The organism is Actinomadura craniellae (genome assembly GCF_003289645.1).
GTDB classification, from domain to species: domain Bacteria; phylum Actinomycetota; class Actinomycetes; order Streptosporangiales; family Streptosporangiaceae; genus Actinomadura_D; species Actinomadura_D craniellae.
Genome location: NZ_QLYX01000001.1, coordinates 549,401 through 564,401, shown reverse-complemented (window position 1 = coordinate 564,401; position 15,001 = coordinate 549,401). Strand labels below are relative to the sequence as shown.

At 71.0% G+C, this 15,001-nt stretch carries 13 protein-coding genes; 9 read left to right on the top strand and 4 right to left on the bottom strand.

Annotation, left to right across the window (positions count from 1 at the left end):
• The gene (locus tag DPM19_RS02480; RefSeq protein WP_111863103.1) at nt 1–516 is read right to left on the bottom strand and encodes a DoxX family protein; all 516 of its coding nucleotides are present in this window, start codon (nt 514–516) and stop codon (nt 1–3) included.
• A 182-nt stretch (nt 517–698) separates the two neighbouring features.
• Nucleotides 699–1,517, bottom strand: coding sequence for an NAD(P)-dependent oxidoreductase (locus tag DPM19_RS02475; RefSeq protein ID WP_111863102.1), 819 nt, complete (start codon nt 1,515–1,517; stop codon nt 699–701).
• An 862-nt stretch (nt 1,518–2,379) separates the two neighbouring features.
• On the opposite strand from DPM19_RS02475, the gene DPM19_RS02470 reads away from it, so the two are divergent.
• From DPM19_RS02470 to DPM19_RS02455, 4 genes are all read left to right on the top strand, one after another.
• On the top strand, nt 2,380–3,201 hold the full coding sequence (locus tag DPM19_RS02470; RefSeq protein ID WP_111863101.1) for an NAD(P)-dependent oxidoreductase: 822 nt from the start codon (nt 2,380–2,382) through the stop codon (nt 3,199–3,201).
• A gap of 80 nt (nt 3,202–3,281) precedes the next feature.
• Nucleotides 3,282–4,142: a mycofactocin-coupled SDR family oxidoreductase gene (locus DPM19_RS02465; RefSeq protein ID WP_111863100.1), complete on the top strand. Its 861-nt coding sequence runs from the start codon at nt 3,282–3,284 to the stop codon at nt 4,140–4,142.
• An 87-nt stretch (nt 4,143–4,229) separates the two neighbouring features.
• Nucleotides 4,230–4,424 carry a ferredoxin gene (locus tag DPM19_RS02460; RefSeq protein ID WP_111863099.1) on the top strand — a complete coding sequence of 65 codons (195 nt, stop codon included), beginning with the start codon at nt 4,230–4,232 and terminating at the stop codon, nt 4,422–4,424.
• A 53-nt stretch (nt 4,425–4,477) separates the two neighbouring features.
• Complete coding sequence (locus DPM19_RS02455; protein WP_111863098.1) at nt 4,478–5,848, top strand: cytochrome P450; 1,371 nt, start codon at nt 4,478–4,480, stop codon at nt 5,846–5,848.
• Nucleotides 5,849–5,937: 89 nt separating this feature from the next.
• Here the strand turns inward: DPM19_RS02455 and DPM19_RS02450 are convergent, their stop codons facing one another.
• A complete protein-coding gene (locus DPM19_RS02450) occupies nt 5,938–7,398 on the bottom strand; it encodes an MFS transporter (protein ID WP_111863097.1) in 1,461 nt (486 codons plus the stop codon).
• A 362-nt stretch (nt 7,399–7,760) separates the two neighbouring features.
• Here DPM19_RS02450 and DPM19_RS02445 point away from each other — a divergent pair, with 362 nt between their 5' ends.
• The 3 genes from DPM19_RS02445 (at nt 7,761) to katG (ending at nt 11,343) form a co-directional block, all read left to right on the top strand.
• Nucleotides 7,761–8,576 carry an SAM-dependent methyltransferase gene (locus tag DPM19_RS02445; RefSeq protein WP_111863096.1) on the top strand — a complete coding sequence of 272 codons (816 nt, stop codon included), beginning with the start codon at nt 7,761–7,763 and terminating at the stop codon, nt 8,574–8,576.
• Nucleotides 8,577–8,681: 105 nt separating this feature from the next.
• Nucleotides 8,682–9,086, top strand: coding sequence for a Fur family transcriptional regulator (locus DPM19_RS02440; protein WP_407642471.1), 405 nt, complete (start codon nt 8,682–8,684; stop codon nt 9,084–9,086).
• 34 nt (nt 9,087–9,120) lie between these two features.
• On the top strand, nt 9,121–11,343 hold the full coding sequence (gene katG, locus DPM19_RS02435) for a catalase/peroxidase HPI (RefSeq protein WP_111863094.1): 2,223 nt from the start codon (nt 9,121–9,123) through the stop codon (nt 11,341–11,343).
• A gap of 129 nt (nt 11,344–11,472) precedes the next feature.
• Here the strand turns inward: katG and DPM19_RS02430 are convergent, their stop codons facing one another.
• Complete coding sequence (locus DPM19_RS02430; RefSeq protein WP_111863093.1) at nt 11,473–11,907, bottom strand: Fur family transcriptional regulator; 435 nt, start codon at nt 11,905–11,907, stop codon at nt 11,473–11,475.
• Nucleotides 11,908–12,168: 261 nt separating this feature from the next.
• Between DPM19_RS02430 and DPM19_RS02425 the strand changes: the two genes are divergently transcribed.
• On the top strand, nt 12,169–14,571 hold the full coding sequence (locus DPM19_RS02425) for a sensor histidine kinase (RefSeq protein WP_158566683.1): 2,403 nt from the start codon (nt 12,169–12,171) through the stop codon (nt 14,569–14,571).
• Nucleotides 14,568–14,999 carry a roadblock/LC7 domain-containing protein gene (locus tag DPM19_RS02420; RefSeq protein ID WP_111863091.1) on the top strand — a complete coding sequence of 144 codons (432 nt, stop codon included), beginning with the start codon at nt 14,568–14,570 and terminating at the stop codon, nt 14,997–14,999. Before DPM19_RS02425 ends, DPM19_RS02420 begins: the two co-directional genes overlap by 4 nt.
• Nucleotides 15,000–15,001 lie beyond the last annotated feature (2 nt).

The following is a 15,001-nucleotide window of genomic DNA, read 5'->3' as shown; positions in this document are numbered from 1 at the left end:
TCAGGTGGCCGGTTCGGCTTCCTTCGGCTGCGGCCGCCAGAAGGTGGCGAGCATGCCCGCCGTCGCCGCCACGGCCACCCCGAGCGCGATGCCGCCGCCGGCCCAGCCGATCACCTCAATGTCGAGGGCGGAGTCCAGCGACAACCGGCCGGGGCCCAGCATCGCCAGGGCCAGTGCGGCCACCGCGAGCACGAGGACGTACTCGTAGCCGTCCTTGAAGACGAAGAACCCGTTCGGCCGGTGCGCGAGGATGCCCGCGACCAGCATCACGGAGATCACCGCCGCGCAGGCCAGCGGCGTGAGCAGGCCGACCACCAGCAGCGCTCCCGCGCCGATCTCGGTGACCACGCTCATCCACGCCTGCAGCCTCCCGTGCCGCAGGCCGAGCCCGCCGAACCAGCGGGCGGTTCCCTCGATCCGGCCGCCGCCCAGCCAGTGGTTGAGCCCGTGCGCGATCATCGTGATGCCCACGACCACCCGCACCAGCAGCAGTGCGACGACCTCGGCGTCCGCCATTCCACTCCCCTACCAGTTCGATCGCCCGGGAGAACCGGGCGTCAGGTGGCCGGACCGGCCGGTGCCACTTTGAACCGAAGTTCAGTTTTTTCTGGCAGTGTTCATCCTACTGATGGGCGATATCCGGTTCTCGCCCAGGGAGGCGTCACCGGTGGCGGCACAGCTCACGGCATGTGCGGCCCTCAGCGCGGGTGGTCCATCAGCTTCAGGGCGGCGTCGGCGGTCTCGATCACGGGAGCCGTCGAGGTGCCGGCCGCACCGGCGAGATCGGTCACCAGACGGACGTCCTTCTGCAGCAGCGGCCCGGCGTGAACCGCCATGCGGTCGAGCGTGCCGCCGGCGGCGGCGACCCGGTCCAGCGCAAAGCTCGCCCCGCTGCCGTGGGAGAGCACCTCGGCGAGCCGGGCGGGGTCGACGTCGAGCGTCCGCCCGAGCGCGAGCGTGCTGGCGGCGGTCGCGAGGTTCGCCGTGAACAGCAGGTTGTTGAGCAGTTTGGTGAGCTGCCCGGAGCCGAGCTCGCCCAGGTGGACGACGGGATCGGCATGGGCCTCGAACACCGGACGGCAGCGCTCGACGGTGCCGGTGTCACCTCCCACCATCACGAGCAGGCGCCCCGCGGCGGCGGCAGGGCCGCCGCCGCTCACCGGCGCGTCGATCAGGGAGACGCCCCGGGCGGCGGCGAGGGCGGCCAGCCGGCGGCAGGTGTCAGGGTGCACCGTGCTGTGCACGGCGATCACCCCGCCCTCCCGGAGGCCCGCCAGCACGCCGTGCTCCCCGGTGACGACCTCCTCGACGCCGGCGTCGTCGACCACGCAGACGCAGACGAGGTCGCTGGCTGCGGCCAGTTCGGCGGGGGTGGCGGCGACCTTCGCGGGCGTGTCCGCGAACGCCTCGAGCGAGGCGGGCCGCCGCGCCCACAGCGTGGTCGGGTGGCCCGCGTCGATGATCCTGCGCGCCATGGGGGCGCCCTGGCTGCCCAGGCCGATGAATCCGACGCGCATCAGCGGACTCCCCCACGTCGCTCGGCGGGGGCCGGCCCGCGCAGGGGGCCGCACGGTTCGGTCAGGTTCGGTCCGCTCATCACTTCTCCTCATCGGACGGACCGGCCGCCGCGGATGCGCTCGGCCGCCGTCGTGTGCCTTGATCCCGCAGGAGTCCGGAACCGGGGCGCCGGAACTCTTCGGCGGGCACGACCGGCGGGAAATGTGCGGGGGCGAGTTCGCTACGTCACCGGGCCGAACCACGTCGGGCCCGCAGGGGTGGCTGGGACACGGCGAAGAAAACCAGCCGTCCCGTCGCGAAGTCAAGCCGCCCCGACCGCCCGGCCGCGCGATCGCACCGGCAGCCTGAGCGAACTTTCGTTCAATTTAATGAATCATGATTCGTAAAAAATGATTATTGCTCATTGGATTGAAGCGTGGTTAGCATCGCTGTGACCTGAATCTCGCAACGAGGTGATGTCGCCGGGCCGACGGCGTTCGGTGGGCGTCGTCGAAGCAGGCCAGGCCCGCCTGCGCGCCTGGCCGGGTGGTACCGACCGGGCTGGGGCGTGGAAGTGATCGAAGTGGGATGTGCCGCCGGCGGTGACACCCGGCGTGGCACGAGCCGCACGACCGGTACGGCTTCGACCCGCATGACGTCCGGCCGGTGAACCGGCGGCGTCCACTCGCGGCCGGCAGCAGCGATCACCCCCGCACAGGCCGCGACCGGCGCGCACACCGCGGCGCCCGTGGACACGCCGGCGGCGGGGCGTGCGGAACGGCCGAAGGGTGCTCCGCCACCACCGGCCGACCCGCGCGGAACCCGGCAAGGAACACGGTCGCGCGAAGCGCCCTACGGAGTTCGTGCGAAGGAGGAGATGCGATGCGCCTCGGATTCATCGGAACCGGGCGAATGGGCCTGCCGATGGTACGCCGGCTCGCCGAAGCGGGCCACGAGGTCCGGGTACCGGGCCGGTCGGCCGAGAAACGCGCGGCGCTCGCGCAGGAGGACGTGCAGGTCGTCACCGACGTCCCCGGCGTCGGCACCGGAGCGGACGCCGTGCTGGTGTGCGTCTACACCGACGACCAGGTCCGCGAGATCTGCCTCGACGGCGGGCTGCTCGACGAGATGCCGGACGGATCCCTCCTCGTCGTGCACACCACCGGAAGCCCGAGCACCGCCGAGACCATCGCCGCCCGCGGCGCGCCGCGCGGGATCCACGTGATCGACTCCCCGGTCAGCGGCGGGCCGCACGACATCGCCGCCGGCCACGTCACGCTCTTCGTGGGAGGGGCCGACGAGGCCGTGGCGCGGATCCGGCCCGTGCTGCGGAGCTACGGCGACCCGGTGCTGCATGTCGGCCCGACGGGCGCCGGCCAGCGGGTGAAGCTCATCAACAACGCGCTGTTCGCGGCGCAGATCGGGCTGCTGTCCGAGGCGGTCCGGCTCGGCCGCCGGCTGGGGGTGGACGAGGCGGCCCTCCTCGGCGCCCTACCCCACGGAAGCTCCGCGAGCCGCGCGCTGGCCGGTGTCGCATCGCGGGGTTCGGTCGCGGCGTTCGCCCAGGCGACGAGCGACTTCCTCAGAAAAGACGTGGACGTCGTCCGGAAGGTCGCCGCCGAACTCGACGGCGACCTCGGTTCCCTGGACGACGCGCTCGACGCCCTGGCCGACACGGCGGGGTGGGAAGACGCCGGTCGGTGAACCCGGGCCGGAACCCCGAACCGCCGCCGGGCGGCGGGCACTGACCGAACAGCAGATCACACGAGGAAAGGACACCACCGATGGGACGTGTTTCGGGAAAGGTCGCGTTCATCACGGGCGCGGGGCGCGGCCAGGGCCGTAGCCACGCGGTGCGGCTGGCCGAAGAGGGCGCCGACATCATCGCGGTCGACCTGTGCCAGGACATCGCGACCGTGAACTACGCGCTGTCCGGGCCGGACGACCTCAAGGAGACGGTCCGGCTGGTCGAGGAGCAGGGCCGGCGCATCGTGGCGGTGCAGGCCGACGTGCGCAGCGCCGACCAGCTGCGCGACGCGCTGGAGCGGGGCATCGGCGAGCTGGGCAGGCTCGACATCGTGGTGGCCCAGGCCGGCATCGCCCCGCTGCACGGCAAGCCGCCGATGCAGGCGTGGAGCGACGTCGTCGACGTCAACCTGATCGGCACGATCAACGCGATCCAGGTCGCGCTGCCCCACCTCACCGAGGGCGCCTCGATCATCGCGACCGGCTCGGCCGCCGCCCTCATGAACCAGGGCATGGTCCAGAACCCGGGGTCCAACCCCGGCGGCACCGGATACGCCTTCGCCAAGCGGGCGCTGTCGCAGTACGTCCACGAGCTCGCGACGAACCTCGCCCCGCTGAAGATCCGGGCCAACGTCGTCCACCCGACGAACTGCAACACGCCGATGCTGCAGAGCGAGCCGATGTACCGGTCCTTCCGCCCGGACCTGGAGAACCCGACCCGGGAGGACGCCGAGCTGGCCTTCCACGTGCAGCAGGCCATGCCGGTCCCGCACATCGAGCCGGAGGAGATCAGCAACGCCGTCCTCTACCTCGCGTCGGACGAGTCCAGCTTCGTGACGGGCATGCAGTTCCGCATCGACGCCGGCGGCTACCTCAAGTGGCACGAATACCACGTCTGAGGTGAGGGTTCCGTCGCGCCGCCCGGCGGGCGGCGCGACGGAATGACGGCACGAATCTCACGCATGAGAAAGGGAAAGGAAAGACCAGTGAAGGTGCGAGTCGACTCCGAGCGCTGCCAGGGCCACACCCTCTGCGCGATGATAGCTCCGGAAGTCTTCGAGCTCAGCGATGTCGACGGCCATTCCACGGCCATCAGCGAAGAGGTGCCGGCCGGCCAGGAGACCAAGGCCCGCGAGGCCATCAGCTCCTGCCCGGAACGAGCGATCTCCCTCATCTCCTGATCCTGAGGTTCCCGAGTCTTATTTCCATCCACCGGGCAGAGAAGGCAGCAGTTTTGAGCACGGAAGACGTCGCCCGCGACGAAGACCGCAAGAAGAATCGCTATCACTTCGACCGGCACACCCCGGAGTACCGCCAGCAGTTCGAGGCGATCACGCAGGAGATGCACGCCACGTGCCCCATCGCGTGGTCGGACACCTATGACGGGCACTGGGTCGCCGCCGGCAACCGCGAGGTCTTCGACCTGGCGCGCTCTGCCGAGTTCCTCTCCAACGACCACGACGTCGACAACGTGAAGCGCGGCTACCAGGGGATCTCCATTCCCAAGCCGCAGCGGGCGAAGGGCACCCGGGGCGGTTTCCTGGAAATGGACCCGCCCGAGCAGCGCCACTACCGCCAGGCGCTCAACCCCTACCTGTCGCCGGCCGCCATCAAGCGGTGGATCCCGGTGATCGACGAAGTGACGCGGGCCTGCCTCGACGAGAAGATCGAAACTGGCCGGATCGACTTCGTGGACGATCTGGCCAACATCGTGCCTGCCGTCCTCACGCTGGCGATGATGGGCATTCCGGTCAATGCGTGGACCATTTACAACGAGCCGGTGCACGCCGCCGTCTACACGCCGCCGAACTCGCCCGACATGGAGCGGGTCGCGGAAATGCACATGCAGATGGGCCGCCATCTGTTCGGCCAGTTGCTGGAGGTTCGGGCCAACCCCCGGCCAGGCCTGATCGACGCGCTCGTCCACGCCGACATCAACGGGAAGAATCCCCCGGACCTCGAGCTGATCGGCGTGCTGGCCCTGCTCATCGGCGGTGGTTTCGACACCACGACGGCACTCACCGCGCACGCCATCGAATGGCTCTCGGAGAACCCGGCGGAACGCGACCGGCTGAGCCGGGAACGGGACACGCTGCTGGACTCCGCGACCGAGGAATTCCTGCGCTTCTACACGCCGGCGGTGGGCGACGGGCGCACCATCTCCGCCGACTGCGAAATCGCCGGAACCCAGTTCAAGGAGGGCGACCGGCTCTGGCTGTCCTGGGCGATGGCCAACCGCGACCCCGCGGTGTTCCCCGATCCCGACCAGGTCGATCTGGCCCGCACGGGGAACCGGCACAGCAGCTTCGGGCTCGGCATCCACCGCTGCATCGGCTCGAACGTCGCGCGCACCGTGTTCAAGCGGATGCTCCTGCAAGTCCTCGACCGGATGCCGGACTACGTCTGCGACCCCGAGGGCACCGTGCACTACGAGACGATCGGTGTCATCAACGGGATGCGCTTCCTCCCGGCGACCTTCACCCCGGGCCCCCGGCTCGGACCCGGGCTCGACGAGACCCTGGAGAAGATCCAGCAGATCTGCGACGAGCAGCGGCTCGCCGAGCCGGTCACGTCCCGCAAGGCACAGGCGAAGCTCCCGGACTGACCCCGGCGGGCAGTCCGGGCCCGGCAACACCGCCGGCGGCGGAACGACCGAGCGTCGTTCCGCCGCCGTGCCGTGTCCGGCCGAAAGCCTTACCCCACGGACGATCCCACGGGCACGGTGGCGGGCCGCTTGACGGGGGCGGCGTGCTTGGGCGCGGGCCGGGACGGGCGGGTGGGGATGGTCAGGGCGAGCAGCGCGGCCAGGAGCGATGCACCGCAGCCGATCATCAGGCCGGTGCGGAAGCCCGCCTCGGACGGCAGGGAGTACCCGCCCACCTGCATGGTCATCTGGGACAGCACGGCCCCGACCACCGCGGCCGACACCGACGTGCCGATGGAGCGCATCAGGGTGTTGAAGCTGTTGGCCGAGGCGGTCTCCGACAGCGGCACCGCCCCCATGATCAGGGCGGGCATCGAGCCGTAGGCCAGCGCGACACCCACGCCGCAGATGCAGGTGACGACCAGCAGCCCCCAGGTCGATCCCAGCAGGACCGCCGAGGACCCGTACCCGAGCGCGATGACCAGGCCACCGGCGAACAGGGTGACCTTGGGGCCGCGGGCGGCCGACAACCGCGCGCCCAGCGGCGAGATCAGCATCATCATCAGGCCTGAGGGGGCCATCCACAGCCCGGCGGCCAGCATCGACTGGCCGAGGCCGTAGCCGGTGGCGGCGGGAAGCTGCAGCAGTTGCGGCACGATCAGTGCCTGGGCGTACATCGCGAACCCGACCACGACCGAGGCGATGTTGGTCAGCAGCACCTGCGGCCGTGCGGTCACGCGCAGGTCGACCAGCGGGTCACCGGCGCGCAGCTCCCACCAGCCCCAGGCCACGAAGGCGACCGCCGAGGTCGCGAGCAGCCCCAGGATGCCACCGCTCGTCCAGCCCCAGTCGGCGCCCTTGGAGACGCCCAGCAGCAGGCCCACCAGGCCGATGCCCAGGCCGATCACCCCGACGTAGTCGAGACGTCCCCTGGTCCGCGGGGGGATGCCGGGCACCAGCCGCCAGATCAGCACGGCGACCAGCACGCTCAGTCCCGCCGAGCCCCAGAACAGCAGGCGCCAGTCCGCGTTCTCGGCGACCGCCGCCGCGACGGGCAGGCCGAGCGCTCCGCCGATGCCCATCGACGAGCTCATCAGCGCGATCGAGGAGCCCAGCCGCTCGGGCGGCAGCAGGTCCCGCAGCGCGCTGACCCCCAGCGGGATCATGCCCATGCCCACGCCCTGCAGGCCACGGCCGACGACCATGGGGACCAGGGAGCCGGCCAGCGCGCAGACCACCGAGCCCGCGATGAGCGGCACCGTGCAGGCCAGCAGCATGCGGCGCTTGCCGTACAGGTCGCCGAGCCGGCCGATCACCGGCATGGCGACCGCTCCCGCCAGCAGCGTGGCGGTGATCACCCAGGAGGCGTTGGAGGCGGTGGTGTCCAGGAGCTGCGGCAGCTCGCCGATCAGCGGTACCACCAGGGTCTGCATGAGTGCCGCGACGATGCCGGCCACCGCCAGCACCCCGACGATCCCGCCGGGACGCGCGGTGGACGTGGGGTCCTCCACGTGAACTCTCCTCACTAGGGTCAAAGTCATATGCATTCTACATATAACCGTCTTAAAGCATGCACTGTACACATCTTTTGAGGGACGTCACGACACCTGGCGCGAGCCGGCGCCCGACTGTCCAGGAGGCCGGAAAAGGCCAGGTGGCGGCGGTTCTCGCCCTCCCCGCGCCCGCCTGGCCGGGGAGTCCGGGCGCCCGCGCGTGATGGATCTCACCGCTCGCGCGGGACCGGCGGGCCGGCGGGCCAGCCGTGGGACGAACGATGCCCAAGGGAAAAATCGCCATTTGCAGCCGATGCCGCCGTCCGCCTGGAATGATCCGAGCCGAACCCGTGCCCGCCTCCACGACGAAGGCGCCTTCCATGGCAGAGCAGCCCACGGCTCCCGGCGAGTCGATCCCCGAAGTCGACACCACCACCCCGCACTCGGCCCGGGTGTGGAACTACTGGCTGGGGGGCAAGGACAACTACCCGGTCGACCGGCAGGTCGGCGACCAGGTCCGCCAGGTGTACCCGGGGATCGTGGACGTCGCCCGGCACTCGCGCGCCTTCCTGGGCCGGGCGGTCCGCCACCTGGCGGGCGAGGCCGGGATCACCCAGTTCCTGGACCTGGGCACCGGCCTCCCCACCGTTGACAACACCCACGAGGTCGCCCAGCACGTCAACCCGGCCTGCCGGATCGTGTACGTCGACAACGACCCGCTGGTGCTGGTGCATGCTCGCGCCCTGCTGACCAGCACGCCCGAGGGGGTGTGCCAGTACGTCGACGCCGACGTCCGCGACCCCGGATACGTCCTGAAGCAGGCGGCCCGCACGCTGGACTTCACCCGCCCGATCGCCCTGATGATGCTGGGCATCCTGGGCAACATCTGGGACGACGAGCAGGCCACCGAGATCCGCGACCGGCTGGTGGCGGAACTGCCGCCGGGCAGCTACCTGGTGCTGGAGGACGGCACGGACGCCGTCGCCCCCGAGGCCGCCGCCCAGGCCGAGCAGACCCGGGCCGAGGCCGGCGACCCCTACAAGCTGCGCACCCCCGAGCAGATCACCGCGTTCTTCGACGGCCTGCATCTCATCGAGCCGGGCGTGGTGTCGGTGTCGCGGTGGCGGCCCGAGAACACCCCCTGGGGGGTGCCGGAGGAAGTGACCGCCTTCTGCGGCGTCGCCGTCAAGCCGTGACGCTCCCCTGATCCGGCCGCGGCGACTCCACTTCCCGCATTCTTGACTGATTCCAGAAAATGGGCCACTCTGTGGCGCGTGGTCACGCCCTCGGACTTCCAGGAGATGCTGCGCGGGGCCGCTCTGCGCGTGACCCGTCCCCGGGTGGCGGTGCTGAGCGCAGTGCACGAGCATCCGCACGCCGACACGGACTCGATCATCCGTGCCGTGCGCCAGAACCTCCCCGAGGTGTCCCACCAGGCCGTGTACGACTCGTTGCACACGCTGACGGCCGCGGGTCTGGTGCGTCGCATCCAGCCCGCCGGCTCCGTGGCCCGCTACGAGTCGCGCATCGGGGACAACCACCACCACGTCGTCTGCCGGTCGTGCGGTGTCGTCGCCGACGTTGACTGCGCGGTCGGCGAGGTGCCCTGCCTGACCGCCTCCGACAACCGCGGCTTCTCGATCGACGAGGCCGAGGTCATCTACTGGGGCCTGTGCCCCGACTGTTCCACTGCCCGCAGTTCCTGAGCACCAGGTTCCGCTTAGTCCGGAAGGATTCCCCATGTCTGAGAACCACGACGCGATCGTCACAGACGCGAAGGCGGAGGACGGAGGTGGTTGCCCGGTCGCGCACACCCGCGCCCCCCACCCGACCCAGGGCGGCGGAAACCGCCAGTGGTGGCCGGAGCAGCTCAACCTGAAGATCCTTGCCAAGAACCCCGCCGTGGCCAACCCCCTCGGCGAGGAGTTCGACTACGCCGCGGCGTTCAACAGCCTCGACCTCGCGGCCGTGAAGCAGGACATCGCGGAGGTGCTGACCACCTCGCAGGACTGGTGGCCGGCCGACTTCGGCCACTACGGCCCGTTCATGATCCGGATGGCCTGGCACAGCGCAGGCACCTACCGGATCAGCGACGGCCGCGGCGGCGCCGGGGCCGGCCAGCAGCGCTTCGCCCCCCTCAACAGCTGGCCGGACAACGGCAACCTCGACAAGGCCCGCCGCCTGCTGTGGCCGGTCAAGAAGAAGTACGGCCAGAAGATCTCGTGGGCCGACCTGATGATCCTCACCGGCAACGTCGCCCTGGAGTCGATGGGCTTCGAGACCTTCGGCTTCGCCGGCGGCCGTGAGGACGTCTGGGAGCCCGAGGAGGACGTCTACTGGGGCCCCGAGTCCGTCTGGCTCGACGACCAGCGCTACACCGGCGACCGGGAGCTCGAAAGCCCCCTGGGCGCGGTCCAGATGGGCCTCATCTACGTCAACCCGGAGGGCCCGAACGGCAACCCCGACCCGGTCGCCGCGGCCCGCGACATCCGCGAGACGTTCCGCCGGATGGCGATGAACGACGAGGAGACGGTCGCCCTGATCGCGGGCGGTCACACCTTCGGCAAGAGCCACGGCGCGGGCCCGGCCGACCACGTCGGCCCCGACCCCGAGGCCGCCCCGATCGAGAACCAGGGCTTCGGCTGGAAGAGCACCTTCGGCACCGGCAAGGGTGGCGACGCGATCACCAGCGGCCTTGAGGGCATCTGGACGAACACCCCGGTGACTTGGGACAACACCTTCTTCGAGATCCTGTTCGGCTACGAGTGGGAACTGTTCCAGAGCCCCGCCGGCGCGAACCAGTGGCGGCCGAAGGACGGCGCCGGGGCGGGTACCGTCCCCGACGCCCACGACCCGTCGAAGACCCACGCCCCGACGATGCTGACGACCGACCTCTCGCTCCGGTTCGACCCGATCTACGAGCAGATCTCGCGGCGCTTCCTGGAGAACCCGGCCGAGTTCGCGGACGCCTTCGCCCGGGCGTGGTTCAAGCTGACCCACCGCGACATGGGCCCGGTCGTGCGCTACCTCGGCCCGGAGGTCCCGGCCGAGACGCTGCTGTGGCAGGACCCCCTGCCCGCGGTGACGCACGAGCCCGTCGGCGCCGCGGACATCGCCTCCCTCAAGGAGCAGGTCCTCGCCTCGGACCTGTCGGTGTCCCAGCTGGTGTCCACCGCGTGGGCGTCGGCCTCGACCTTCCGGGACAGCGACAAGCGGGGCGGCGCCAACGGCGCCCGCATCCGGCTGGAGCCGCAGAGCGGGTGGGAGGTCAACGACCCCGACGAGCTGGCGACGGTGCTGCGCACCCTGGAGGGGATCCAGGAGACCTTCACCGCCGGCGGTAAGCAGATCTCGCTCGCCGACCTGATCGTGCTCGCCGGTGCGGCGGGCGTCGAGAAGGCCGCCAAGGACGCCGGCTTCGACGTCGAGGTCCCCTTCACGCCGGGCCGGGTGGACGCGTCGCAGGACCAGACCGACGTGGAGTCGTTCGCCGCGCTCGAGCCGGTCGCGGACGGGTTCCGCAACTACCTCGGGAAGGGCACCCGGCTGCCGGCCGAGTACCTGCTGCTCGACCGGGCGAACCTGCTGACCCTGAGCGCGCCCGAGATGACGGCCCTCGTCGGTGGCCTGCGGGTGCTGGGCGCGAACTTCCAGCAGTCGCAGCTCGGCGTCTTCACCGCGACCCCCGGGACGCTGACCAACGACTTCTTCGTCAACCTGCTCGACCTGGGCACCACGTGGCAGCCGACGTCCGAGGACGCGAACGCGTTCGAGGGCCGCGACGACGCCACGGGCGAGGTCAAGTGGACCGGCAGCCGGGCCGACCTGGTCTTCGGGTCGAACTCCGAGCTGCGCGCGGTCGCGGAGGTCTACGCGAGCGACGACGCGAAGGAGAAGTTCGTGCGCGACTTCGTCGCGGCGTGGAGCAAGGTGATGGACCTCGACCGGTTCGACCTGGTCTGACCCCGGTCTGATCCCCGCGTGATCACGACGTCCGGGCCGGCCCCTGCGGGCCGGCCCGGACGTTCTCGGTTTCCGGGGACTCAACGGCCCGGTCCCGTCCGTCTCCGGTGCGACGCTGAGGGAGTGCGGTCAGCCGGCCTTCGGGCGGCACCGCGGGCACAGCCCCCAGAAGGTGACGTCGGCCTCGTCGACCAGGTAACCGGCGTCGTCCGCCGGGTCCAGGCAGGGCGGATGCCCCACGGCGCAGTCGACGTCCTTGACCGCCCCGCAGCTCCGGCACACCAGGTGATGGTGGTTGTCGCCGACACGTCCCTCGAACCGGGCCGGGCTGCCGGCCGGTTCGATCCGGCGGACGAGCCTCGCCGCGGTGAGCGCGTGGAGCGCCTCGTACACGGCTTGCAGGGAGATGTGGCCCACCCGGTCGCGTACCCCGGAGGCGATCGCCTCGACGCCGAGGTGGTCGCCGTCCCGGACGGTTTCGAGCAGGGCGACGCGGGCGGCCGTCACCCGCAGGCCGGCGCCGCGCAGTTCCTCGGCGGTGGTCGGGGTCTGGGACGCGGTCATGGCACCCAACCTGCCTTCACGGACGCGAACGGTTCGACACGGCAAACGACGTAAGTCTAGCTGCGAGCCACTTGCAGTAAATGACCCGTTCGCCGCATGGCCGGGAGCACGCCCGGCACCGCCGCCGTCGCGGGATCCGCGGGCCCGGCGACTGATCGATCTCTTCGTCGGCGCGCGTAAGCAAAGACTTGCATTTCGGCAATCATAGATATTATATGCCACTTAGATATGGCGCCGAGTCCCCGATCGCTGGAGCCGCGCATGCCCGCGCCCGCAGACGCCCCGAACTCCCACAAGCGCGTCCGGCGACGGACGGTCCGCCGCCGGATCGGGCTGCTGCTCGTCCTCCCGCTCGCCTCCCTGGTGGCCGTGTGGGGATTCACCGCGAGCCTCTCCCTCGGCTCCGCGGTGGACAAGACCACGCTCGCCTCGGCCGTCGACGACATCGCCAGGCCCGTGGGAGCCATGTCGACGACGCTCCAGGCGGAGCGGTCCGTCGCCGTCGCCGTCCTGGCGTCGGGGGGCCGCCAGGGCGCCCGGGAGCTGAGGATGGCCCAGGCCGCCACGGACGGCGCCCTGAAACTCTTCCAGAACCGGGCCATCCCCGCGGCCAGGGACGAGTTCGACAGCGCGGTCCAGCGGCTGCTGCGCGACCTCAACTGGCAGTACCGGGCCATCCACGAGCTCCGGGCGGCGGTCCACGCGGGCGGGATCACCCCGCTCGACGCCTTGCAGCGGTACAACATCCTGTTCGACAACACCAACAAGGTCATCAGCATGATCGCGGTGACCGACGACATCGAGGTGTACCAGGCCGCCGTCGCACTGTCGAACACGAACTGGGCCCGGGACCACATGGTCCGCGAGGACAACCTGATATCGATCATGCTGAGCCGCGGCGGCCAGCTGACGGCCGCCGAGCGCACCGCGTTCACCGAGATCGCGGGCAGCCGCAAACACGCGACCGACGTCGCCCTCACCGGCCTCAACGACGAGGTGCGCAAGGCCCTGCAACCCCTCGTCCAGTCACCGCATTACACCCGCTACCAGCAGCTGGAGCACCGCATCGCGAGCTCCCGCCAGGACCTGCCCCCCGACGTGGTCCAGGCGTGGCGGTCCACGATCCCCCCGGTGTCGAAGACCTGGGAACAGGCCGTGGTCGCCTCCGCCGAGGTGGTCATCGACCAGACCGAGGCGGCCGGGCGCCAGGGTGTGCTGCAGCTCAGCCTGATCGGCGGTCTCGGATTTCTGGTCGTCACGGCGTCCGTCCTGCTGTCGGTACGGTTCGCCCGCAGCCTGGCGCGCGAGCTGCGCGGGCTGCAGCAGGCCGCCCAGCACCTGGCGGACAACCGCCTGCCCCAGGTGATCGCCCTGCTGCGCCGGGGCGAGGAGGTGGACGTGCCCGCCGCAGTCTCCCCCCTGAGCACGGGGCCGACCACGGAGATCGCCCTGGTGGCGGACGCGTTCACCAAGGTGCAGCGCGCGGCGATCGAGGCGGCGGTGGGCGAGGCCGGGCTGCGCAAGGGGATCAGCCGGGTCTTCATCAACCTCGCCTGGCGGAACCAGTCCCTGCTGCACCGGCAGCTCCGCATGCTCGACTCGATGGAACGCCGGACGTCCGACCCGCGGGAACTCGAGGACCTCTTCCGCCTGGACCACCTCACCACCCGGATGCGCCGCCACGCCGAGGGGCTGGTCATCCTGTCCGGATCCGAGACCATCCGCGGCTGGGACGAGCCCGTCCCGGTGGACGACCTGCTGCGCGCCGCCCTGGCCGAGGTGGAGGACTACCCCCGGGTCGAGGTGGTGGCCGACTGCCCCGCCGCGGTGACCGGGAACGTGGTGGCCGACGTCATCCACCTGATCGCCGAGCTGATCGAGAACGCCGCGGCGTTCTCGCCCCCGACCACCCGGGTCACGGTCCGGGCGGAGCTCGTCGCCAACGGGCTGGCCGTCGAGGTGGTGGACCGCGGCGTCGGGCTCGACCCCGAAGAGCTGGCCGGCATCAACCGGCGGCTGGCCGACCCGCCGGAGTTCGACCTGGCCGACAGCGAACGGCTCGGGCTGTTCGTCGTCTCCCGGCTCGCCGCCCGCCACGGGATCAGGGTCACCCTGCAGCTCTCGGCCTACAACGGCGTCACCGCGGTCGTGATCCTCCCGACGTCCCTGGTGATCCTCGCCGACCGGCTGCCGCCCGCCGCCGAGGTGCAGGCCATCCCGCACCGGCCGGCGGCGCTCGTCCCGGAAACCGTGCCGGCGGTGGTGAGCGTCCCGCCCGCGCCACAGCCGGCCAGGAACCGGTTCCCGTGGGAGGACGCTCCCCGGCCCGCGCCCGCACCGGCACCGGCACCGGCACCGGCGGTCACGATGCACGCGGAGGAGGACGACGAAACCGGCGGGCTCCCCCGCCGGACCCGGCTCAAGAACCTGGCTCCCCAGCTGCGCTCGTCGCCGCCCGGGCGGGGACGGCACGCGCTGGACCCGACCGGGAACGGCGGCCCCGACGAACTCGACGAACACCGCCCGGAGACCAGCCGTGACCTGCTGTCGTCGCTCCAGGCCGGCTGGACCGCCGGCCGCGGCGTCGACGACGAGGAACAGCCCCCGGACTTCGACCAGCGGCCACCGATCTTCGACGAACGACAGAACCGGGGTGGGGCATGACACAGCAGAACACGGCCGGTGACCTGAGCTGGCTGCTCGACGACCTGGTCGACCGGGTCGGCCCGATCCGGCAGGCCCTGCTGCTGTCGCGGGACGGCCTGGTGATGGGCGCCTCGCGCGCCGTCACCCGGGACGACGCCGAACATCTCGCGGCGATCTCGGCCGGCATCCAGAGCCTGGCCAACGGCGCTCGCGAGCACTACGGCAAGCGGGAGGTCCGGCAGACCATCATCGAAATGGACGACTCCCTGTTCTTCGTCTCCGCCGCCGGGAACGGCAGTTGCCTCGCCGTGCTCAGCGACGCGAAGGGGAACGCCGGGCTGGTCGGCTACGAGATGGCCCTGCTCGCCAAGCGCCTGCACAAGCGCCTGAGCACCGCCCCCCGGACGACGTCCACGGGCACGACGCACCTCCCGGGCGCGAGATGATC